19 protein-coding genes and 3 pseudogenes are annotated in these 19,982 nt (G+C 57.2%); 11 read left to right on the top strand and 11 right to left on the bottom strand.

What is annotated here, in order from left to right; translation table 11 throughout:
* The first annotated feature begins 1 nt into the window (after position 1).
* Genes Q5Y75_RS17155 through Q5Y75_RS17145 form a run of 3 tightly spaced genes read left to right on the top strand, consistent with a single transcriptional unit; the run spans position 2 to position 3,185 of the window.
* Positions 2-958: an ABC transporter permease gene (locus Q5Y75_RS17155; protein WP_306199669.1), complete on the top strand. Its 957-nt coding sequence runs from the start codon at positions 2-4 to the stop codon at positions 956-958.
* On the top strand, positions 955-1,794 hold the full coding sequence (locus Q5Y75_RS17150) for an ABC transporter permease (RefSeq protein ID WP_306199667.1): 840 nt from the start codon (positions 955-957) through the stop codon (positions 1,792-1,794). The genes Q5Y75_RS17155 and Q5Y75_RS17150 overlap by 4 nt, the downstream gene beginning before the upstream one ends.
* Entirely contained in the window at positions 1,791-3,185 is a 1,395-nt protein-coding gene (locus Q5Y75_RS17145; protein ID WP_306199665.1) for an ABC transporter ATP-binding protein, read from the top strand. Before Q5Y75_RS17150 ends, Q5Y75_RS17145 begins: the two co-directional genes overlap by 4 nt.
* A 212-nt stretch (positions 3,186-3,397) precedes the next feature.
* On the opposite strand, the pseudogene Q5Y75_RS17140 reads toward Q5Y75_RS17145, so the two are convergent.
* Positions 3,398-4,155: pseudogene (locus Q5Y75_RS17140) on the bottom strand (IS5 family transposase).
* A gap of 73 nt (positions 4,156-4,228) precedes the next feature.
* Positions 4,229-4,909, bottom strand: a complete 681-nt coding sequence (locus Q5Y75_RS17135) for a GntR family transcriptional regulator (protein ID WP_306199662.1) — start codon at positions 4,907-4,909, stop codon at positions 4,229-4,231.
* A gap of 343 nt (positions 4,910-5,252) precedes the next feature.
* On the opposite strand from Q5Y75_RS17135, the gene Q5Y75_RS17130 reads away from it, so the two are divergent.
* The 5 genes from Q5Y75_RS17130 to Q5Y75_RS17110 all read left to right on the top strand — a co-directional run bounded on the left by Q5Y75_RS17130 (position 5,253) and on the right by Q5Y75_RS17110 (position 9,290).
* Positions 5,253-6,236, top strand: coding sequence for a TRAP transporter substrate-binding protein (locus Q5Y75_RS17130; protein ID WP_306199660.1), 984 nt, complete (start codon positions 5,253-5,255; stop codon positions 6,234-6,236).
* An 89-nt stretch (positions 6,237-6,325) separates the two neighbouring features.
* Positions 6,326-6,820, top strand: coding sequence for a TRAP transporter small permease (locus Q5Y75_RS17125; RefSeq protein WP_306199658.1), 495 nt, complete (start codon positions 6,326-6,328; stop codon positions 6,818-6,820).
* The gene (locus Q5Y75_RS17120; protein ID WP_306199656.1) at positions 6,817-8,127 is read left to right on the top strand and encodes a TRAP transporter large permease; all 1,311 of its coding nucleotides are present in this window, start codon (positions 6,817-6,819) and stop codon (positions 8,125-8,127) included. Before Q5Y75_RS17125 ends, Q5Y75_RS17120 begins: the two co-directional genes overlap by 4 nt.
* 90 nt (positions 8,128-8,217) lie before the next feature.
* Complete coding sequence (locus Q5Y75_RS17115; protein ID WP_306199653.1) at positions 8,218-8,961, top strand: SDR family NAD(P)-dependent oxidoreductase; 744 nt, start codon at positions 8,218-8,220, stop codon at positions 8,959-8,961.
* A 17-nt stretch (positions 8,962-8,978) separates the two neighbouring features.
* A complete protein-coding gene (locus tag Q5Y75_RS17110; protein ID WP_306199651.1) occupies positions 8,979-9,290 on the top strand; it encodes a cupin domain-containing protein in 312 nt (103 codons plus the stop codon).
* Positions 9,291-9,540: 250 nt separating this feature from the next.
* On the opposite strand, the gene Q5Y75_RS17105 is transcribed toward Q5Y75_RS17110, so the two are convergent.
* Positions 9,541-11,301, bottom strand: a complete 1,761-nt coding sequence (locus Q5Y75_RS17105) for a calcium-binding protein (RefSeq protein WP_306199649.1) — start codon at positions 11,299-11,301, stop codon at positions 9,541-9,543.
* A gap of 192 nt (positions 11,302-11,493) precedes the next feature.
* Complete coding sequence (locus Q5Y75_RS17100) at positions 11,494-11,928, bottom strand: hypothetical protein (protein ID WP_306199647.1); 435 nt, start codon at positions 11,926-11,928, stop codon at positions 11,494-11,496.
* Positions 11,929-12,113: 185 nt separating this feature from the next.
* On the opposite strand from Q5Y75_RS17100, the gene gcvA reads away from it, so the two are divergent.
* Positions 12,114-13,025 (top strand): transcriptional regulator GcvA, encoded by a 912-nt coding sequence (gene gcvA, locus Q5Y75_RS17095; protein ID WP_306199645.1) that lies wholly within the window; start codon positions 12,114-12,116, stop codon positions 13,023-13,025.
* A 282-nt stretch (positions 13,026-13,307) separates the two neighbouring features.
* Positions 13,308-13,517: pseudogene (locus Q5Y75_RS17090) on the top strand (IS5/IS1182 family transposase); the annotation flags it as partial.
* 39 nt (positions 13,518-13,556) lie between these two features.
* Here Q5Y75_RS17090 and Q5Y75_RS28685 read toward each other — a convergent pair.
* Positions 13,557-13,987, bottom strand: a pseudogene (locus tag Q5Y75_RS28685) (hypothetical protein).
* A gap of 112 nt (positions 13,988-14,099) precedes the next feature.
* Between Q5Y75_RS28685 and Q5Y75_RS17085 the strand changes: the two are divergent.
* A complete protein-coding gene (locus tag Q5Y75_RS17085; RefSeq protein WP_306199642.1) occupies positions 14,100-14,345 on the top strand; it encodes an FCD domain-containing protein in 246 nt (81 codons plus the stop codon).
* Positions 14,346-14,442: 97 nt separating this feature from the next.
* On the opposite strand, the gene Q5Y75_RS17080 is transcribed toward Q5Y75_RS17085, so the two are convergent.
* The 6 genes from Q5Y75_RS17080 to Q5Y75_RS17055 all read right to left on the bottom strand — a co-directional run bounded on the left by Q5Y75_RS17080 (position 14,443) and on the right by Q5Y75_RS17055 (position 19,980).
* A complete protein-coding gene (locus tag Q5Y75_RS17080) occupies positions 14,443-15,414 on the bottom strand; it encodes an aldo/keto reductase (RefSeq protein WP_306199640.1) in 972 nt (323 codons plus the stop codon).
* Positions 15,415-15,526: 112 nt separating this feature from the next.
* Entirely contained in the window at positions 15,527-16,165 is a 639-nt protein-coding gene (otnC, locus tag Q5Y75_RS17075; protein ID WP_306199637.1) for a 3-oxo-tetronate 4-phosphate decarboxylase, read from the bottom strand.
* Positions 16,162-17,391, bottom strand: a complete 1,230-nt coding sequence (otnK, locus tag Q5Y75_RS17070) for a 3-oxo-tetronate kinase (RefSeq protein WP_306199635.1) — start codon at positions 17,389-17,391, stop codon at positions 16,162-16,164. The genes otnC and otnK overlap by 4 nt, the downstream gene beginning before the upstream one ends.
* Positions 17,388-18,185, bottom strand: coding sequence for an N-acyl homoserine lactonase family protein (locus tag Q5Y75_RS17065; RefSeq protein WP_306199633.1), 798 nt, complete (start codon positions 18,183-18,185; stop codon positions 17,388-17,390). Before Q5Y75_RS17065 ends, otnK begins: the two co-directional genes overlap by 4 nt.
* Positions 18,182-18,469, bottom strand: coding sequence for a putative quinol monooxygenase (locus tag Q5Y75_RS17060; protein ID WP_306199632.1), 288 nt, complete (start codon positions 18,467-18,469; stop codon positions 18,182-18,184). The genes Q5Y75_RS17065 and Q5Y75_RS17060 overlap by 4 nt, the downstream gene beginning before the upstream one ends.
* Positions 18,469-19,980 carry a tripartite tricarboxylate transporter permease gene (locus tag Q5Y75_RS17055; protein ID WP_306199631.1) on the bottom strand — a complete coding sequence of 504 codons (1,512 nt, stop codon included), beginning with the start codon at positions 19,978-19,980 and terminating at the stop codon, positions 18,469-18,471. Before Q5Y75_RS17055 ends, Q5Y75_RS17060 begins: the two co-directional genes overlap by 1 nt.
* Positions 19,981-19,982 lie beyond the last annotated feature (2 nt).

Below are 19,982 nucleotides of genomic sequence, written 5' to 3'. Positions count from 1 at the left end.
GATGAACGCCTTTGCCAGAATGGCGCTTGCAACCCTCGCGACGCGGGGGGTGCAGGCCATTATCGTTGCCGTGATTGTCGGCATCGTGAGCTTCGCCATGATGCAGGCCCTGCCGGGAGATGCGGCCTATCGCATTGCTGCGGGGCGCTATGGCTATGACATGATGGATGCCGCCTCGGCTGATGCGGTGCGGGCCGAGTTGGGGCTGGATCAGCCCACGCTGGTGCAACTTTGGGCGTGGCTCAAGACACTGGCACAATTCGATCTGGGCACCTCGGCGGTCTACGGCACCTCTGTTGCGGACGAGATCGCCAGTCAGCTGGGTTACTCCCTGCTGTTGGCAGCGGGGGCGGTGGTTGCCTCGCTGCTAATTGCGTTGCCGCTCGGGATCGCCTCGGGTCTGCGCCCCGGTGGTTTGCTCGACAGCATGAGCCTGGCCGTGTCGATCTTTGTTCGCTCCATTCCGGCCTTTGCGCTTGGCATCGTTCTGGTGCTGGTGTTTGCAGTACAGTTAAAGCTGTTTCCGGTGGCGGGGTTTCAGGGCTTTTCCAACCTCGTCCTGCCGTCGCTGACGTTGGGCCTCGGGCTGGCGGCAGTGTCGAACCGGGTGATCCGGGACGCCGTGGTCGATGCGATGAGTGCCGATTGGCGGCTGTTTGCCCGCACTAAGGGTCTGTCTGCGCGTCTGACCCTGACACGCCATGTCTTGCGCAATGCCGCGCTGCCGGTCGTGACCTATATCGGTGTGCAACTGGCTTATCTGATCGAAGGCGTGGTGATTGTCGAATCCGTTTTCGCTTGGCCGGGGATCGGTCACGCGTTGGTTCACGCGATTTTCGGTCGTGACATCGCCATGGTGCAGGGTACAGCGCTTGTGTTGGGGCTGACCTATGTTGCGCTGAACCTGTGCGTCGATCTCGCCTGTCGTGGCATCGATCCGAGGGGGCGGACCGCATGAGCAACCAGTCAGAAATGATGATCGACGCTGGAGTAAGTGGCGCGCAATCCACGCTGCCGGTGTCACGGATGACCGGACTTGCGCTGCTTGCGCTTCTGGCCGTTGCCGCAATTGGCGGACCGGGCCTGATTGGGGGTGACCCGGCCAAGCAATCGCTGCTGCACACGCTCGAAGGCCCCAGTGCCGCGCACCCGCTGGGCACGGACAACCTTGGTCGCGACATGGCGGCACGGCTGTTGTCCGGCGCACAATTGTCGCTGTCGCTGGCCTTTCTGTCCGTGATCACCGCCGGTCTGCCCGGAACTCTGCTGGGCATCGCCGCTGCATGGTTCGGCGGCTGGGCAGACCGGCTGCTGGGGGCCTTTGCCGACGCGGTTCTGGCACTGCCGGGGCTGTTGTTGGTGCTGATGCTGGCTGCCATTTCTCCGGGCTCATGGTGGGCGCTTTATGCAGGAATCTCGCTGACGCTGTGGGTCGAGTACTTTCGCTATACCCGCCAGCGCGCGCGGATCGTTCTGGCTGAGCCTTCGGTTGAGGCCTCAAAGCTGCTGGGCCTCGGCCCGTGGCTGCTGATCCGACGCCACCTGATCCCCGAGATCGGGCCGGGCCTGCTGACCATTGCCGCTTTTGGAGCTGCAACGGCAGTGACTTCTGTGGCTGCGCTCGGCTTTGTCAGCGTGGGCATCCGCCCGCCGACCGCCGAATGGGGCGTCATGATGACCGAGCTTCTGCCCTATTGGCGCGAGGCTCCTTTCCTGATCCTGCAACCTGTGGCCTGCCTCGTCCTGACCGTACTGGCCCTGCATCTTTCTGTCGGAGGACCTCGTCGTCCATGACCCATTCCATCGAAGTCGATATGCTGTCGGTCTTTGCCGGACCCACGCGCCTGATGGGGCCGGTGAGTTTCTCGGTCGCGCCGGGCGGCACTCTGGTTATCATGGGCGAAACCGGCGCGGGCAAGAGCCTGATCGCACAAGCCATTCTCGGCACGCTTCCCGGTGCATTGCGTGCCGAAGGCCACATCACCATTAACGGTAGTCGGGTCGACACCCTGCCTGTCGCCGAGCGTGCCGCTATGTGGGGTCACGAATTGGCGACCCTGCCGCAAGAGCCCTGGCGAGCGCTGGACCCGCTGATGCGGGCGTTCCGGCAGGTGACCGAATCCTATCGCTTTGTCGCAGGCCATCCGCCTGTGCAGGCACGGGAAGATACGGCTGAGGCCTTTCAGGCACTTGGCCTGAGCGGGGCCGAAGACCGTCTGCCCGGGGCCTTGTCGGGTGGTATGGCGCAAAGGGTCGCTTTTGCTGCCGCGACAGCGGGCAAGGCGCCAATCCTTATCGCCGACGAGCCGACCAAGGGGCTTGATGCCGCTCGCCACGCCAAGGTTGTCGATCTGTTGGCCAAAGTGCCCGCAACTGGCGGAACTTTGCTGGCCATTACACATGAGGTCGCTGTAACCCGGCGTCTCGGCGGGCATGTTGTCGTCCTGCGCGACGGGCAACTGGTGGAACAAGGACCGGCAAAGACAGTGCTGAGCGCCCCCGCTGACAGCTACACGCGCGCGCTGTTGGATGCCGATCCACAATGCTGGCCGCATTCCAACCCGCACTCGGCCGGGGATGTTATCCTGACCGCACAGGATCTGGCCATTGCACGAGACGGCAAGCACCTGATCGATGGGTTCAATCTGTCCCTAAAGCAGGGCGAACGCGTTGCACTGACTGGGCCCAGCGGCATTGGCAAGACCACCCTGCTGGATGCTTTGGCCGGGCTGTTGCCTCCTGCCTCCGGGCATGTGACCCGCGCGCAAGGTTTGTCGCGCCACGCCGTGCAAAAGCTCTATCAGGATCCCCCTGCCGCTTTTCCGACACGTATTCCGCTGGAAAAGTCTCTGCGGGACGTGGCCCGTTTGCACAAGACGGACTGGGGTTTTGTACTTCGCACATTGGAGCATCTGGGCGTTCGCCCGTCGCTACTGTCGCGGCGCCCGGACGAAGTCTCGGGCGGCGAGTTGCAAAGGATTTCGATCGCCCGCGCCCTAACCGTACGTCCAAGTGTGCTTTTGGCGGATGAACCGACCTCGCGCCTTGATCCGATCACACAAAGGGACACGTTGAGGCTGCTCGAAAAGGTGGCCGCCGAGGAAAACATCGCAGTTGTTCTAGTCACTCACGACCGGCACATCGCGGACAAATGGGCGGATCGCATACTTAAACTGGCCAAATAAGTTGGAGTGACGAAGAGGCGTCCGTCACTCAGCTTGATCCATTAGAAGACCGCGCAATTGCCTTTGAGTCGGAAAGTGTGAAATAACTTTGCGGCCACGGTTGTCGTCCGCTTTGGCCGACCGCACCGCAGCATATTCAAGGCGGGTCCAAGTTCCGCTAATGGGATTTACCGGCTGCTTCACCCAGCAGGTTAGGCTCTAGACCCATTGATTTACGGCCAGAACAGCACGGTAGCTGCTAGAGCGATGGCCGAAAGGAATACCTTTGGGCATCTGTCATATCGGGTGGCAATCCGCCGCCAGTCCTTCAGACGACCGAACATGATCTCAATGCGGTTGCGGCGTTTGTAGCGACGCTTGTCGTACCGGACAGGCTTGTCGCGTGAATGTCGGCCTGGGATGCAGGACCTAATTCCCCTGTCATCAAGGGCTTCGCGGAACCAGTCTGCGTCATAGCCTCGATCTCCCAGTAGCCAGTCCGCCGATGGCAGACTGTTCACCAGAGCCTTGGCTCCCGTGTAATCGCTGACCTAGCCCGCGGATATGAAGAAGCGGATGGGGCGTCCGAGGCTGTCAGCAACAGCGTGCAGTTTCGTATTCATGCCACCCTTGGTACGCCCGATCAGCCTGCCGCGCGCCCCTTTTTCAACCGCAGGCTGGAGGCCGTGCGGCGCGCTTTGAGATATGTTGCGTCAATCATAATCGTCTTGTGATCCGTGCCTTCAGCAGCCAGCCCGGTCATGATCCGAGCGAATACACCCATATCGCTCCACCGCTTCCAACGGTTGTACAGTGTCTTTGGTGGTCCATATTCACGTGGCGCATCGGACCAACGTAACCCATTGCGATTGATGAAAATAATCCCGCTCAGTACACGACGATCATCAACTCTCGGCTTGCCATGGCTCTTTGGAAAGTAAGGCTGAAGCCGCGCCATCTGCTCGTCGGTCAGCCAGAATAGACTACTCATGTTATACCCCTGAAACTCAGGGGTTTGAATCACGCAGCCGAGATGACGGCAACCAAATTAATGGGTCCAGAACCTAGTCATCGAAATACGCGTTGTGCGTGGTATATATCGCATCAATCGTAGGGGTGAGGCGGTCGAGGTGGACGCGCAACACTTCGTCTGCGCTGGCGGCGTCACTGCCAAACAGAGCCTCCAACAGCTTTTGGTGGTCTTCATAAAGAACAACCATCGCTTCCTTGCTGGTCAACGCCAGCATGCAAAGCCGGTCCACCTGGGCCTTGTTCTCGGCAATGATCTCAAAGGCGAACTCTTGCTTGGCTGAGGCGCAAAGCAATTTGTGGAAGTCGTAATCCAGCTCATGAAAACGGCTAACGTCTTCTGCCGACACGGCCTGCGCCTGTTCCCGCAAATTCGCTTTCAGCGCGGCATCCACCGATCTGTCCCGGTCAAGCGCTGCCGAGCGGACGACTTCGAGTTCAACGGCGGCGCGAACAAAGCGCGCATGCGCGATGAGTTTGCGAGAGAAGGGCCGAACAACCGTCGCCCGTTGCGGCCGGACCAATAGCAAGTTGAGATTGGCGAGGCGGCTAAATGCTTCACGCACAGGCTGCCGCGAAAACCCAAAGGTCTTTGCCACATCAGTCTCAGAGATCTTGGTGCCGGGCAACAACTCCAGGCGAGTGATCTGACCAAAGAGTTTGTCAAAAACAATATCGCTGCTCGTCGAGCGCTCCAGGGATCCGAGTGCGACCATCCTTTGCTTCTTTCACCTCCATTTGCCCGCATCCTGTCAGAGAACTTCACGAAATGATAGGGTAATTCGCATACTAGGTTGCAGCACGACCACTGATTTCAAACGAAAATCTCACAAAACAACCAATAGCAAGAAAATTATATGTTGACTAGTATGCAAGTTATCGTGTTGGTTAACGACCGTACGTTGGCGTATTGGCGACGCATGTGCGGGAGGATTTTGGCACAGTCGCCAATGGGTCGATGAATGGCCGGGCGTTGTACCGGTAAGACAGTAAGACACGGCACCCAGCCCACATGGGCCGGCCAAACAACAAGACCTGAACCTGATCTGGGAGGATAATATGTTCAATTGTTCACTGAAGGTGGTGGCCGCATCTGCGGTTCTTCTTGGCAGCGGATCCATCGCGCAGGCCGACACCACGCTGCGCGGCGCAAGCATGTTCGACGAGGAACACTCGTTCACAAAGACCCTGCGCGAATTCGAACGTCTGGTTGCTGAAAACTATGACGGTGAGGTCGCCTTCGACCTGCGCCTCAATGGCGAGCTCGGCGTTGAGAGCGACTATGTTACATATCTCAACCAGGGCGTTGCGGTGGACTACACCATCTTGGCCCCGTCCAACATGGCCGTCTTTTCCGAATCCATTCCGCTGATGGACATGCCGTTCCTCTTCCGTGATCTCGATCATTGGAACGCGGTGCTGTCCTCGGACGCCTTTGCGCCGCTTGAGGCGGACCTCCGGGAATCGGCTGGCATCGTGATCGTTGGCTACCACGGCGGCGGTGTGCGGAACTTGGCCTCAGCAGAGCCGATCACCAACATGGAAGAACTGACCGACCACCGCATGCGCGTGATGGGTGCACCGATCCAGGCGCAGACCTTCGACGCTGTTGGCGCGGCCCCTTCCGCAATCGCCTACAACGAGGTCTACAACGCCATTCAGACCGGTGTAATCGCTGGTTTCGAAAACGAGGCGGCCTCGATTCAGAACCTCAAGTTCTACGAAGTCGCACCTCATATCTCGCTCACGCAACACACCATCACAGTCCGCCCGATTGTGATGTCGGCGAAAACCTTCGACAGCCTGGACGCTGACCTGCAGGCTGCCATCATGACGGCCGGGGCCGAGGCTGGTGCCTTTGGTCGCGCGCTGGAAAGCGGTGCTGACGGCGAGATCCTGAAAGAGATGGCGGAAGCCGGTCAGATCGAAATCCACGAGTTCGACGGTCGCGAGACGATGCTCGAACTGGTGCAGCCGGTCCAGGACGCCTATGCAGAAGAGCTTGGTGCAACCGAGCTTCTTGAGAACGTGCGCGGGATGTAATCTCCCAGTGTTGACGGGCGGGGTGGTTCCCAAACCGCCCGTTGACCAATTTTGGGATGCGCTGCGCATCCTCATTGGCGGAACAGGTCATGTTTGGACGAATACTGGATCGGGTCTGCGCGGCCATGCGGGTGCTTTTGGGTGTCATGATGGGCGCTCTTGCGATCCCGGTCGCGATGCAAGTGATCTCGCGGTACACGGGGCTCATCCCCACCTTTCTCTGGACAGAAGAGCTCGCGACCTTCCTCTTCGTCTGGATCGTCATGATCGGGTCCATCGTAGCGGTCTGGGATGGAACACATTTCGATGTGCGCATCACACGCGACGCGACATCCCCGCTAATGCGCTTGCTGCAGAATGGTGTTGTCCACATCGCGATCATAATCTTCGGCGCGTTCTTCCTCTTCTATGGCTTTGAATATACCGCCTTTGGCAACAACCAGCGGTCCGTCATGATGCGCGCCAACCTGGCCATCACGCATGTGTCCGTCCCCGTGGCTGGCGCATTCTGGCTAATCTGTTCCAGTTATAGATTGTTCGAGGCCGTTCGCCGATTCCTCAACCCTGAAGCGGTACGCTCATGATCCTTGATACCGGCACTGCCGCATCCATGTTGATCGTGGGCTTTTTGATCCTGATCTTCATCCGTATTCCGGTCGCCTTTGCCCTTGGACTCGCCACCATTCCGGTTGTCGTCCTTGAGTTGCGGCTGACCCCCTTCATCGTGCTGGACCGGATGTTCCAGTCATACAACTCCTTCATCTTGCTCGCGGTACCGTTCTTTCTGCTCGCGGCAAACCTGATGAATTCCGGTAAGGTCACCGACCGGCTGATCGAGCTTGCACGTGTGCTGACAGGCTGGATGCCTGGCGGGTTGGGGCATGTGAATGTTGCCGTTTCGATGCTCTTTGCGGGCATCTCTGGATCCTCAACCGCTGATGCGGCGGGCATTGGGAAAATTCTGATCCCCGCCATGCTGAAAGAGGGTTACGACACACGCTTTGCCGTCGCCATCACTGCTTGTTCGTCGGTCATGGGCGTCATCATTCCACCGTCGATCCTCATGATCGTCTGGGGCGGCGTGATGCAGGTCTCTGTCGGCGCGCTTTTCCTGGGTGGGGCGATCCCGGGGCTGATGATCGGGCTCGCCTTGATGGCCACGGTCTACGGCTTTGCCAAGGCCCGCAATTATCCCGTGACCGCCACCCCCAACTGGGGCGAATTCTGGGCCGCCTGGAAAGGTGCGGCTCTGGCTCTTCTCACCCCTGTCTTCGTCATCGGTGGGATCGTCGGCGGCCTTGTGACACCGACCGAAAGCGCCATCATCGCGGCGGGATATGCGCTCATCCTTGGCATGTTCGTCTACCGGACCGTGACGCCCAAAGACCTGGGCCGCATCCTCTACGACACCGCGCGATTCGCGGCGATCTCGCTCTTTGCCATCGGCACCGCCTCTGCCTTCGGCTGGCTCCTGTCCTTCTACAACGCGCCGCGCCTCATCGTCAGCATCCTGACCGCATGGGAGTTCGGACCCTTTGGCACAGCAATGCTGATCGCGGCGCTCTTCCTGTTGTTCGGCCTCTTCATCGATGCAATCCCGACGATCATCATCCTTGGAACGGTTTTGATGCCGGTCGCTCAAGCCGGTGGTGTGGACCCGATTGCCTTTGCGATCATCGGGATCGTCTCTTTGGCTTTTGGGCTCGTCACCCCACCCTATGGGCTGTGCCTGCTGATCTCGGCCGCCATTGGCGGGCTGAATGTGGTACAGGTCTTGCGAGAGGTCGTGCTGATCCTTGCCCCGATGCTGATCATTCTGGTGCTGCTGGCGGCCTTTCCCGACATTATCCTCTGGCTGCCCCAAACCTTCATGCCGGGCGCATTTCGATGACAGTCCAACGTGCCTTTACGCCCCAAACACACCGCATCACTCACTTTGAAACAACGGCGAAGCATGGGCTTTGCGAAAGGAAGGACCGATATGAAACTTGTAGATAAGGTCGCTATCGTCACAGGCGGAGGCCGCGACATCGGTGCCGCGGTTGCAATCAAACTCGCGTCCGAGGGCGCGCGCGTCGCGATCAACTACTTTTCAAGCGCCACTGGCGCCGAAGAGACCGTCGCCAAGATAAAAGCCGCAGGCGGAGAGGCCATGGCCCTGCAAGGCGATCTCAACAAGAAAGAGGACGTCGATGCGTTGGTCGCCCAAACCTTTGCCGCCTGGGGCAGGATCGACATTCTGGTTAACAACGCCGGCGGATTGATCGGTCGCAAGACAATTGCGGAGATGCCACTCGACCACTGGGAAGCAGTCATGAGCGTCAACCTCACCAGTACATTCCTGATGACGCAGGCTTGCCTCGCCTCGATGACGTCCGGCGCCATCGTCAATCTGGCGAGCCAAGCGGGTCGTGATGGAGGCGGACCAGGCGCTGTCGCCTACGCTGCGGCCAAGGGTGCGGTGATGACCATGACGCGCGGCCTCGCGAAAGAGCTTGGGCCCGACATCCGCGTCAATGCGCTTTGTCCTGGCATGATCGACACCGACTTTCACAACATCCATACGCCCGATGCCGGTCGTCGCGGGTTTGAGGCCAACGCCCCTCTCAAGCGGCAGGGCCATGTCGATGATGCAGCCAATCTGGTGCTCTTCCTAGCCTGCGAAGACAGTGCCTTTATCACAGGCACAAATATCGACATCAATGGCGGTATGTTGTTCTCGTAGCGAAAGGTCCAATTACCTTGTCCCAGTTTCCGATTGTGACGGCGGGCGAACACGTCACCCGTCAGGTCCTTTCCGATCACCCCGACCTGATGGTCGTGGCCTTCCGGTTCACGGCCTCGGGTGCCATCGGTGTCCTGCACGATCACGTGCATGTTCAATCGACCTATGTGGAAAGCGGCCGCTTTCGCTTCACACTGGGCGACACCGAGCAAGAGTTCGGCCCCGGCGACAGCTTTGTGATCCCATCCGGGCAAAGGCATGGGTGCCTCTGTCTGATGCCTGGTACGTTGATCGACAGTTTCACCCCGCGCCGCGACGACTTTCTGTAAGACTATGCGCGTTCTGGCAATCGGCGAATGCATGGCAGAACTGGCCCCGTCGGCGCGCGGGCGGCTTCAGGCTTGGGTTCCCAGGCGATACCTTCAACACCGCGTGGTACCTTGCTCAGATCGCTGGTGACCTGAATGCCGGTTAGGGCGTCTCAAGCCAGATGATCCGTTCGAAAGAACGTAAGCCTAAAGCTCGCCAGTAGCTGGACGCCGCGGCCCTCGCGTGAAGGCCGCAGCACGAGATGCGTGGTCAGAACAGGAATTGATCGAAGGCGGATAGGTCCTGTTCGAATTGAAACGCGTCCGGCGCTTCGGCGAAGGCCTGGCTCGCCTCGGCATCGATGATTGAGCCATCCGCGATACGTTGCTGGATGGCCGCCGTCTGACCAGCGTTCGTAATAACGGCGAGCAATTGCCAGCCAGTTTCGGCCGAGTCAGCCATTAGTACGGTGCCGCCCCAGCCGTCATGGGCGGTGAGGACATCCGAAAGATCCACGTCGCCCACACCAAAGAAGCCCTCGCCAAAGGCAAGGAAATCCTTGCTTCCGCTGAAATCCGAGATCGTGTCGCCGAACAAATGGTGATCTCCGACCTCCCAGAGGAAGGTGTCCGCCCCCGCACCACCACTCATGGCGTCAAAGCCTGCGCCGCCCCGAATGATATCAGCGTGCCATCCACCCTCGATGCTGTCGTCGCCGTCACCGCCGTCGATCGTGTCGTAGCCGCGACCGCCTTCGATTGTGTCATCACCGGCTCCTCCATAGAGTTCGTCGTTGTGATAGCCACCATCGATCTCGTCATCGCCACCGTGCCCGGCAACGTAATCATGACCGGCGCCAGCGTTGATCGTTTCACTGCCACCATAGCCCACGACCACATCGCTGCCGGTGGCGGTGTCGACCAGATCATCACCACCGATCGTGTAGACATAGTCTGCGCCATCGCCGGTCTTGATCACGTTGCGCCCTGAGGTGCCGAAGACGGTATCGCTGCCGCCCTCAGTCTCGATATTACGAATGCTGATCAACGTATCATAGCCGCCGTCGCGCAGAGCGAACCCGTTGAGGAGATCGACATGGAGGTTTTGGTTTCCTTCGAAGATGACCTTGTCTGCCTTGCCGCCACCGTGAAGCCAGTTATCGCCCCACTCTGCTCCGATGATGAACGTGTCGTATCCCGCACCTCCATAGGCAACATCATCGCCGTGACCCACGGTGATGACGTCATTCCCCCATCCGCCTTCGATATTGTCGCTGCCCTCACCGCCGTCGATCGTGTCATTTCCCCAGCCGCCGTTGATGATGTCGCCATCACCGCCGCCGAATATGACATCACTGCCGCCATCCCCGTTGATCGAGTCGGAGCCCGAGCCGCCGTCGATCACGTCGCCCTGCGAACCGCCGTGGATCGTGTCCGCACCGCCATCGCCGTTGATGTGATCGACGCCATCTTCACCCCAGATGGCGTCATTGTGGTTGCCGCCAAAGATCACGTCTCCGCCGTCACCTCCAAGGATATGGTCAAGACCATTGCCACCTTCGATATAGTCAACGCCGCCGCGGCCATCGATAACATCGTGCCCGTTCAGACCTTTGATGACGTTGTAACCGTGATCTCCGAAAATCGTGTCGTCGTAATGCGTGGCCCAGATGGCTTCGACACTTACGTAGTGATCCTCTTGATAGTTTTCGCCGCCGTAGTCATCTATCTGGCCGACACCGGAAAGCAGGTCAGCAAACAGGGCGGTTGGCGCCAGCGAGTAGCTGACCGTATCGAAACCAGCACCACCATCTATCTTGAAATCGAAGTTGGTCTCGTGATGGTTCCCCAACTGGTAGGTACCGCTGCGATCGCGCGTGATCAGATCGTTGCCAGGGTTGGCATAGATGCCCGACCAAAGCAGGTCCGAGTAACTGTCGGCGAGCACGCTCGCGTAAGCTTCGTCTGCGACAAAGTTATCACTGGTGCTGTTCAGATTGGTGTAAAGGCCAATGCCTCCTGCATCTGGCATGGAACTAACTCCTTTAAGTTCAATTGGCGCGCCCAGGGGGCGCGTGTTTCAAATGAAGGTTTGTCTTTGGGTCGCTGCAGGCCCAAGCGATTCAGGCCGCAGCTTCAGATCGTTTGGCGCGCGCCGGGACTTCATCCGGGCCTCCGGTTTCAATCGCGTCGCGCTTAGGGGTGCTGCACCTGTGGCGCGAGGTCAGCCCAGAAGATCCCAGGCGAGTGCACTCAGGTCGTCGCCTGCGTTATCGGGAAGTACGTTCGCACCATCGATAACCCAGATTATACAATCGGGAATGTCAGTATCGTCGTCAGCACGAGCCTGGCGGGTTTCGCCAGAGATGAGGCCGTATTCGCCCAGCAACGCGGCTGAATCGGGACCAACGGGATCAAAAGGCGGAAGTTCGCCGGGATCGGGGTCACCGTCCACAATCCCGTCGGGCTGAAAGTGAAAAACGTCACCCTCCTCCAGACGGGCGGGGCTGCTGGGATCAAATGGCGGCAGCCCGCCCGGGTCGGGATCACCATCGGTGATCGCATCCGGTTGGTACTGAAAGACATCCCCAGCATCAGCGGGACGCAGGGGGTGGGCGTTCGGGGGCTGAGCTGAAAATCCATTATTTTGAATCGACATATTAACTCTCTCACTCGTTGCTATCTAATTTTGCGGCGACCCGCCCCTTGCGCCAGGGAACCACCTCCGCAGTGGCGTGTCAGGCCATCTCAGTCACAGGCCGAATTGATGCCTGTGCCCAACTCTGGCACAGTGATAGTCAGCACGGACAATCAAAACTCAACGAATAGCCACAAGCTGAGCTTATGTATTCCAGTCAACGCCTACCGCCCTTTGCCGCCATCCGGGTCTTTGAGGCCTGCGCGCGGCATGAGAATTTTACCCGCGCTGCTGAAGAGCTCGGGATGACGCAGTCTGCCGTCAGCTACCAGATCAAAATCTTGGAGAAACGGGTCGGATCACCCTTGTTCCTGCGCCAGTCCCGCCGCGTGGAACTGACCGAGGCGGGCCGCATTCTTGCGATGCCCACGATCGACGCGTTCCAGCGCTTGCGCTCGGGCTTTGCCGCAGTCGATGCGGCAGCACAAAAAACCCTGTCGATCAACACCTCGCCGACCTTTGCGTTGAATTGGCTGTCTCCGCGCCTCAGCAACTTTCAAGTGGCCCACCCCGGCCTTGCCGTCCGGGTTGCCATCAGTTGCGATGAGACGGATTTCGGCCGCGCCGAGGTCGATGTTGCGATCCGGTATGGCTACGGCAACTGGCCTGGGTTGACCGCCCACAAGCTGATGGCCTCGGCCTTCACGCCCATGCTCAGCCGCGACCTTCTTGATCGTATAGGCGTGCTGGCGCAGCCGTCCGATATTCTGATACACAAGATCATCGACCCGGGAGATCCCTATTGGGCCTGCTGGCTGGAACATGCCGGCGTCGATGCGAGTGCCTTATCGGACAGGATCGGATCGCATCTCGGCTCACAATCCAACGAGGCGCGCGCGGCGCTTGAAGGACAAGGCGTTGCCATGCTCACCCCAGCCTTCTTCCGCACCGAACTCGAGATGGGACGGCTGGTACAGCCATTCGATCTGGTGGCAAGTGACAGGCAGGCATTCTGGCTTGTCTATCCGCAGACCCGGAAGAATGAGCGCAAACTGATGGCCTTTCGCAAATGGATCCTGTCAGAGATGGATCAATCAGGAAATAGTAAGATCGGATAGCGTTCTCTGCGATTTGCTGGTGATGGAATACGGGGCCCTACGAATGGATTCCGTCCTCAGCTGTCGTTTCGAACGCAGGTCCGATAGCGGCGTGCAAAAAATAGACAACAGCAGACCAGGAAGATCTCATACAGCGTCGTGTGTTATCCTAATAAGGTGATCTTGCATGTGGTATTCTTCTACTTTCACGCCACACGTCGTGGACGGCTGCAGTCCCGCCTGACTTATGCAGATCAAGGTTCGTCGCGGCTTGTACAAATGCGTTGCGGCCGATTTGGCCATACCCGGCGTTACGGCCGGACGTTCTGGAAGCGCTGGACAGGGTATCACGCTCAGAGCCGGATTGAGGCGAAGATGCGTTGTCTCAAGGCGTTCGGCGAGCGCATCGCAGCGAGAGACCCCAACAGATAAACAGCCGAAATCCATATCTGCATCGCTCTCATGAACCGTTTCAATACTCTCGGCACCGCCGAAATCACTCGCGTGGCATAACATCAGGGGGGAAAGAGGCCATCGCGCTTCAAGCGTGAGTTATGCAACAACGCCCATCAGACCCAAGCAACAACACCGGAATATCCCAACACTCAAGGAATTGCCTACCATTGCAAGAAGCCTTCGCTGTTCTTCAGTGGCAATTTGGTCTGGCCCCTCAGCAAAGCCGACGAAATCATCCGTGAGCGTATAGAGGATGATTAGGCCGGCAAAAATAGGTAGGAACCAAAGGCGTTTAGCAGGAAGACAAGGCCGGAAAACACAATAGCGCTTGGAGCTGAGATGAGATCAGGCTGGAAGATTGCCATTCTCCCCCAATCGACCACCAAGTTCCCTGGGTTGCCAGTCAGCAAAGGGATCAGGTGTGTTTCTGTCCAATTGAAGGCCGAGGCGATCAAAACGGTTAGGACAAACACCGCCCAATACACGTAGGACAACGCTGCAACTCTGCTAGCGGGCGCAGCGCGCAACGCAACTCAGCATAACGCAACTCAACATGAGGTCGACCATCTCGCGAACCTTGCAAATGACATGGTGAAGCTTGTCGCAGAGGATCCAAAGACGAATTAAAGCCGATTCGCATTGATCGACCGCCAGTTTCAAGACGATCTTGCCCAGCATTGCGGTAACTCTCTGACCGCCAGTTCGCTCAGCCGCCTGCATACACATATGCACCTTTTTCGGCTGCGCTATCATTCCAGCGTCGCGCGCGACGCCACGGATGAACATCAGCAGATTGTCGAAGCTATTCAGGCGCGAAACCCCGAAGTCGCCAAACAGGCGATGCGACAACACATCGAAACATCCCGAGAGAGAATGTCCCCCTAATATCAGGATATCTGAATTCGGGGATCAAGTTTGCAATATTTGAATTCTCTAAGCCGTTCGATTCTGTTTTCTCAAGACTAGGCAGCGGTCTACCAGTTCAGCCTTGCTCTTCAAGGCGATCAGTCGCCGGTGGTGGTGTGCGCGAGATATTGGAAACAGCGGCATAGAGCTCTGGTGAAATAGTCCACTTCGCGGCATCCAGAGATGGGCGAAGTTGTTCAATGTTTCTCGCGCCAATAATCGGGCAACTGACGGCCGGGTTAGCTGCGACCCATGAAACAGCCAGCGTAACCGGGTGAACATCATTTTCAGTAGCAATCTCGGTAAATTCTTCCGCCACTTCATAAACCCAGTCTTCGCGATACCGTTTTTCATACTCTTTGTTCTGAGTTATCCTGCCTTCTTCCTGCCTGGCACCTCGGGAGTATTTTCCACTCAGCAGGCCTCCGCCAACGGGCGAGTAGGTCAAGACACCAAGGTTTTCTGCACGTGCCAGAGGAAAGATCTCGACCTCGGCCTGGCGCTTGACCAGCGAGTACATGGGTTGAATGACATCAAACCGCGACCAGCCGTTCTTTTCAGAGATACCCAAGCCCTTCGCAATCTGCCAAGCAGCATAATTGCTGGCACCCAGATAGTTTACCTTGCCGTCCGACACCAGTTTTTCAAGCGCGCGGAGGGTTTCTTCCAACGGAACAAAGTTGTCCCAACGGTGCATGAACAGAACGTCAAGCCAGTCGGTTTTCAGCCTTTTTAAGCTGGCTTCCACCGCCGAGATAATGTGACGACGATTGGCGCCACCCGAAATCACTTCGTCACTCATAGGGACAAAGCACTTGGATGTTATGACTAACTTCTCGCGCTTGCCCTGTATGAGGTCACCCAGAATTTCTTCGGCCCGACCAAGGGAATACGCATCAGCACAATCGAAGAAATTGATCCCTTCATCCACACACGCGTTGAACATTGCTTCGGATTGCTCAACGCTCGCATCTCCACCAAAGGACATCGTGCCAAAACAAAGCTGCGAGACTTTTAAGCCTGTTCTGCCGAGGGGTTTGTATTGCATGAGTTCGGGTCCTTTCTTCAGGATACTTCGGCGTCACCATCCGGGTGACTGTGTTTCGATATGAACTGAGTTAAGCCGACCGTGTTTCAAATTGGCCGTGGCAGCTTTGAATTTACGTTGGAAATTCCTGCTCAATCCGGCGAATGTCCGATGCTGACAACATTTTTGGATCAGACCCTCTGGTCAACAGCGCCAGCTTTGCAGTTTCTTCCAACTCTTCCATCGCAAATACCGTGGCCCACAAATCGCGGCCAGCAACCACTGGACCGTGATTGGCCAGCAACACAGCCGAGCGTTTGCCGGCAAGACCCCGAATTGCATCACCCATTGCCGCATCTCCGGGCAGGAAAAACGGCAGCAGTTTCACTTTGCCCAAACGCATGATCGAATAGGGCGTGAGCGGAGGTAAGACGTCATCGGAATCGACCTCTGGCAACATAGACCAAGCGACCGAATGGGTAGAATGAAGATGCACGACCGCACCTGTTCCGCTGCGGGTTTCGTAGAAAGCAGAATGCAGAGGGACTTCCTTGGTGGGCTCATCCCCGCTCAGCAGTCTCAGGTCAGTGTCCAGATGACTTATGCGGGCCGGATCGAGAAACCCCATGCTGCTTCCGGTTGGGGTCATAAGCAAGGTACCGTCGGACAAACGGGCCGAGATGTTGCCGGATGAACCACCGGTTAAGCCACGATCGAAAATGGACTTCGCGAGTTTACAGATATCTTCACGCAGCTTTGTTTCTTCGCTCATCTTTGCTCTCCCATCTTGGTCAGAGCGTTTGCAAAGAAATTATCAGAACCGAAGTTTCCAGACTTCAAGGCCAACGCCACAGGGCGCGAAGCGTCAAGACGCAACACCGGAACCCCAGCTGCAAGCCTTGGACCAATGCGCAAGGCCCGCGCTTTCAAACCATTTACCACTGCACCTGACGTTTCGCCCCCTGCGACAACCATCCTCGCCAACCCAGCGGCCATCAGTTCGGCCGCCAGTTGTGCAAAGAACGCCTCAATCGCTGTGGCAGTTTTCTCTTTGCCAAATTCCGCTTGAGCCTGCTTTACGATCTCCGGGTCTGCCGAAGAGTAAATCAAAGGCGACTTATCTTGCTGAAGGGCCCACACGGCCACTTCTGGAACATTGATTTCATCATTGATGACTGCGCGGGCAGAGATTTCACGATGCGGTGCCTGGGATTTGTAGGTTTCAACCTGGCGGCGTGTCATATTACTGCAAGACCCTGACAATACGACCCCCGGACCATGAACCGCATCCCATTTTGGTTCCGCCGCCTGGAATCCGAAATTGGCAGGCAAACCAATGGCGATACCTGAACCGCCACATAGAAGAGACGTATCATTCGCTGCCTTCCCAATCTCAACCAGATCATCGTCGCGAATAGCGTCGGCGATGACATGGCCCTTTTTTGGTAAAGCAGCGCGGATCGCTGGTGCCCCGCGCATAACAGTCATGGCATCAATATGGGTGATTGGCCTGGCAGACTGGGCAGAAAGAACACGTCTGAGATCGGCGTCGCGCATCGGTGTCAAAGGATGATCCTGCATACCACTTTCGTTCAGCAATTTGTCCTGTACAAACAAATGCCCCTGATACACGCTTCGTCCGTTCTCCGGGAATGCCGGGCACACGATTACCCCTTCGGCATCTAGTCGCTGTGCCAGCGCGTCCAAAACCGGTCCAATATTGCCAGCATCAGTGCTGTCAAAGGTCGAACAAACCTTAAAAATTATCTGCTGCGCTCCTTGAGCCAGCAACCAATCACACGCGGTCAAGCTGGATTGAACCGCTTCGCTGACCGGGCATGTTCTGGACTTTAGGGCCACAACTCCTGCGTCCAGATCCTTTCCGGTCTCGGTTTCCGGGATACCGATAAACTGGCTCACCCGCATTCCGGCTTCGGCCAGCGTCAGCGCGATATCGGATGCACCTGTGAAATCATCGGCAATCACGCCTATCTTCATAGTATGACCTCCGCCGTCGGACCTGCATCCAGACGATTGATGTGCGGAGCGACACCCGCTGGGAAAATTTCGCGCACCAGCGGGTCATGTCCGGGCACGATCAGCCGCGGATGCGAAGCCAGGACCTCAAGCCTTTCAAAACCGTCCATCATGTTCTGTAAATCGACAACGATGGGAAACGCTTTTCGGGCCATAAAGTTCTCGTAGTAATGTGACGCGTCAGAAGCCAGAACCATCCATCCTGCCTTGGTTCGGACTCGAACACACTGTAGACCGCGCGAATGGCCACCGATGCAGTGAACCGAAACACCATCCGCGATTTCAGCATCCCCGTCATGAAAGACCACTTTGCCAGAATAAAGACGCTGCACCGCTTCGCAGACATGTCCAGCCGTGAAAGGCGCGCGCAAGTGGTCCTGACACATGCAAGGACCTGTAGCAAAAGCCATCTCCGCAGTCTGCATATGCAGTTTAGCATTAGGAAACAGATGTAGCCCGCCCGCATGATCATAATGCAGATGGGTCACTATGATCTGATCCACAGATTCTGGCGTAATGTTGAGCGGTCGAAGCGCCTGGCGCGGGTCCATTGCGATGGGACGGCCACGCGCGGTTCCCTCCTCAGTGTCATATCCGGTATCGACAAGCAGCACATCGCCGCCTCTGATAAGGACCCAGATAAAATAGTCCATTGCGTGTGGGGCATCGTGGTTGTCATCTATGATGAAACTGTCGGCGCGCGTGCGCGCATTGCGATCAGCATATTTGACGGCGTGGATTTCCCATTCACTCATCTGATGACCCCGGTAAAAAAATGCACAACCTTGTCCGCGATCATTTCTGACGTCGCCTTGTTAAATGACTTGAAATGCGCCGTTTCAAGATGTGCATCGAAGGCCGCTCTGTCATCATAAACCTCGTATAGAAATATGGTCTCGGGGTCGCCGCCAACGCAGACATCAAACTGCTGGCAGCCGCTTTCTTCACGCCGCGAGGCCGCTGCGTTTTTCGTCATTAATGGAAGAAACGCATCTCGCATACCCGGCTTCAAATTGAATACAACAGTGACGGCAAACATCAGGCGGTTCGTCCTTTCATGCGCAGGAAGGCGCGTTTCACAAAGGGAAGCTGGCTCAGGATCAAGCCAAGATTAAGCAACAGCAAGATGGCTGCTCCGGGGCGTGAAAAGAAGACAGACAGATCCCCATCTGATAAAAACAGGGAACGTCGAAACGTCTCGTCAAAAAGGCTTCCCAGGATTACTCCGATCACAAGCGGTGCGATCGGGTATTTCATCAGGTTCATAAAATACGCAACGGCCCCGACACCCAACATAAGATAGAGGTCGTTTATGCCGCCTCCTACGCTGAAAGAGCCAATCGTTGTCAGAACCATGACCACCGGCAAAAATATCGTCTGCGGGATAGCCAGAATTTTGACAAAGACGCGAGCGGTAAAAAGCCCCATCAAGAACATGGTCAAAGAAGCCATCACCAGTATGGCGACCACACGCAAAATGATCTCGGGATCAATCGTGGGGCCAGGAATGACATTGTTGATCTTAAATGCGCCCATAAGGGCAGCGGCGGGTGGTGAACCGGGAATGCCCAGCACCAGCAACGGGATAAGCGCGCCTCCGATGCAGGCGTTGTTTGCGGTTTCAGAGCAGAGCAGGCCTTCGAACGAACCACGCCCAAACTTATCACCCTCGGAAGATACCGTTTTCCCAACCCCATAGCTGACCCAACCGGCGACGTCTTCACCAACACCCGGCAGCGCTCCGACGCCTGTTCCTATTACCCCGGACCGCCCAATAGTGGGTAAATAGCGCCGAATGGATTTGAGGTTCGGCAGGATGCGCCCTTTCAGAGCAAGTACCTTACCAGCCTGGACATGCCGTAACCCGTCAATAATTTGCGGTACTGCAAATGCCCCCATCAGTACCGGCACAACCTGAAAACCGCTTAGCAAATATGACCATCCAAAGGTATAGCGAGGCTCGGACAGCAAGGGATCCAGTCCGACCATCGACATTGCAAGCCCGATCAGACCCGCGATCCAGCCTTTGATAACCAGATCTTCGCTCATCAATGTGCCCGAGAGCAGAATCCCGAAAAGAGCAAGCAATGCCTTTTCCGGACTGGCAATGTTTTTTGAGACCAACAACAGAACCCAAACAAAAATCAGCAATGTGAATGTGCCAATCACAGTGCCGATGAAACTTGCCGTTGTTGTCAGCCCCAATGCTTCGCCGCCACGTCCGGCCTTCGCAAGCGGATAGCCATCCATCGCGGTGGCGGCACTGGCCGCCGTGCCGGGAATATTCAACAAGATCGAAGGGTACGAGCCGCCGTAAATCGCCCCGACATAGGCACCCAGCAACGCAATCAGTGAATAATCGAGCGGAATTTTATTGCCGAAGAAACCAGTAAGGATCGTTACCGCCAGCGTGGCCGTAAGGCCCGGCAATGCACCGAATGTGATGCCAAGAAAAACCGAAACGATCAGATAGACATAGGTCAGAGGATCCCCGACCAAAGCCACAAATGCCGCTCCGAACCCAGCAAGTTGGGTAAAGATGAAGTCCATTC

Origin of the sequence: Ruegeria discodermiae (genome assembly GCF_030758345.1) — a bacterium.
GTDB lineage: Bacteria > Pseudomonadota > Alphaproteobacteria > Rhodobacterales > Rhodobacteraceae > Ruegeria_C.
This window is presented reverse-complemented; position numbering and strand designations above follow the sequence as displayed.

What these genes read in the sequence shown, in the direction of transcription:
- Q5Y75_RS17155 (WP_306199669.1), top strand. Translation starts at nt 2, where the DNA reads ATGAACGCCTTTGCCAGAATGGCGCTTGCAACCCTCGCGACGCGGGGG.
- Q5Y75_RS17150 (WP_306199667.1), top strand. Translation starts at nt 955, where the DNA reads ATGAGCAACCAGTCAGAAATGATGATCGACGCTGGAGTAAGTGGCGCG.
- Q5Y75_RS17145 (WP_306199665.1), top strand. Translation starts at nt 1,791, where the DNA reads ATGACCCATTCCATCGAAGTCGATATGCTGTCGGTCTTTGCCGGACCC.
- Q5Y75_RS17135 (WP_306199662.1), bottom strand. Translation starts at nt 4,909, where the DNA reads ATGGTCGCACTCGGATCCCTGGAGCGCTCGACGAGCAGCGATATTGTT.
- Q5Y75_RS17130 (WP_306199660.1), top strand. Translation starts at nt 5,253, where the DNA reads ATGTTCAATTGTTCACTGAAGGTGGTGGCCGCATCTGCGGTTCTTCTT.
- Q5Y75_RS17125 (WP_306199658.1), top strand. Translation starts at nt 6,326, where the DNA reads ATGTTTGGACGAATACTGGATCGGGTCTGCGCGGCCATGCGGGTGCTT.
- Q5Y75_RS17120 (WP_306199656.1), top strand. Translation starts at nt 6,817, where the DNA reads ATGATCCTTGATACCGGCACTGCCGCATCCATGTTGATCGTGGGCTTT.
- Q5Y75_RS17115 (WP_306199653.1), top strand. Translation starts at nt 8,218, where the DNA reads ATGAAACTTGTAGATAAGGTCGCTATCGTCACAGGCGGAGGCCGCGAC.
- Q5Y75_RS17105 (WP_306199649.1), bottom strand. Translation starts at nt 11,301, where the DNA reads ATGCCAGATGCAGGAGGCATTGGCCTTTACACCAATCTGAACAGCACC.
- Q5Y75_RS17100 (WP_306199647.1), bottom strand. Translation starts at nt 11,928, where the DNA reads ATGTCGATTCAAAATAATGGATTTTCAGCTCAGCCCCCGAACGCCCAC.
- gcvA (WP_306199645.1), top strand. Translation starts at nt 12,114, where the DNA reads ATGTATTCCAGTCAACGCCTACCGCCCTTTGCCGCCATCCGGGTCTTT.
- Q5Y75_RS17080 (WP_306199640.1), bottom strand. Translation starts at nt 15,414, where the DNA reads ATGCAATACAAACCCCTCGGCAGAACAGGCTTAAAAGTCTCGCAGCTT.
- otnC (WP_306199637.1), bottom strand. Translation starts at nt 16,165, where the DNA reads ATGAGCGAAGAAACAAAGCTGCGTGAAGATATCTGTAAACTCGCGAAG.
- otnK (WP_306199635.1), bottom strand. Translation starts at nt 17,391, where the DNA reads ATGAAGATAGGCGTGATTGCCGATGATTTCACAGGTGCATCCGATATC.
- Q5Y75_RS17065 (WP_306199633.1), bottom strand. Translation starts at nt 18,185, where the DNA reads ATGAGTGAATGGGAAATCCACGCCGTCAAATATGCTGATCGCAATGCG.
- Q5Y75_RS17060 (WP_306199632.1), bottom strand. Translation starts at nt 18,469, where the DNA reads ATGTTTGCCGTCACTGTTGTATTCAATTTGAAGCCGGGTATGCGAGAT.
- Q5Y75_RS17055 (WP_306199631.1), bottom strand. Translation starts at nt 19,980, where the DNA reads ATGGACTTCATCTTTACCCAACTTGCTGGGTTCGGAGCGGCATTTGTG.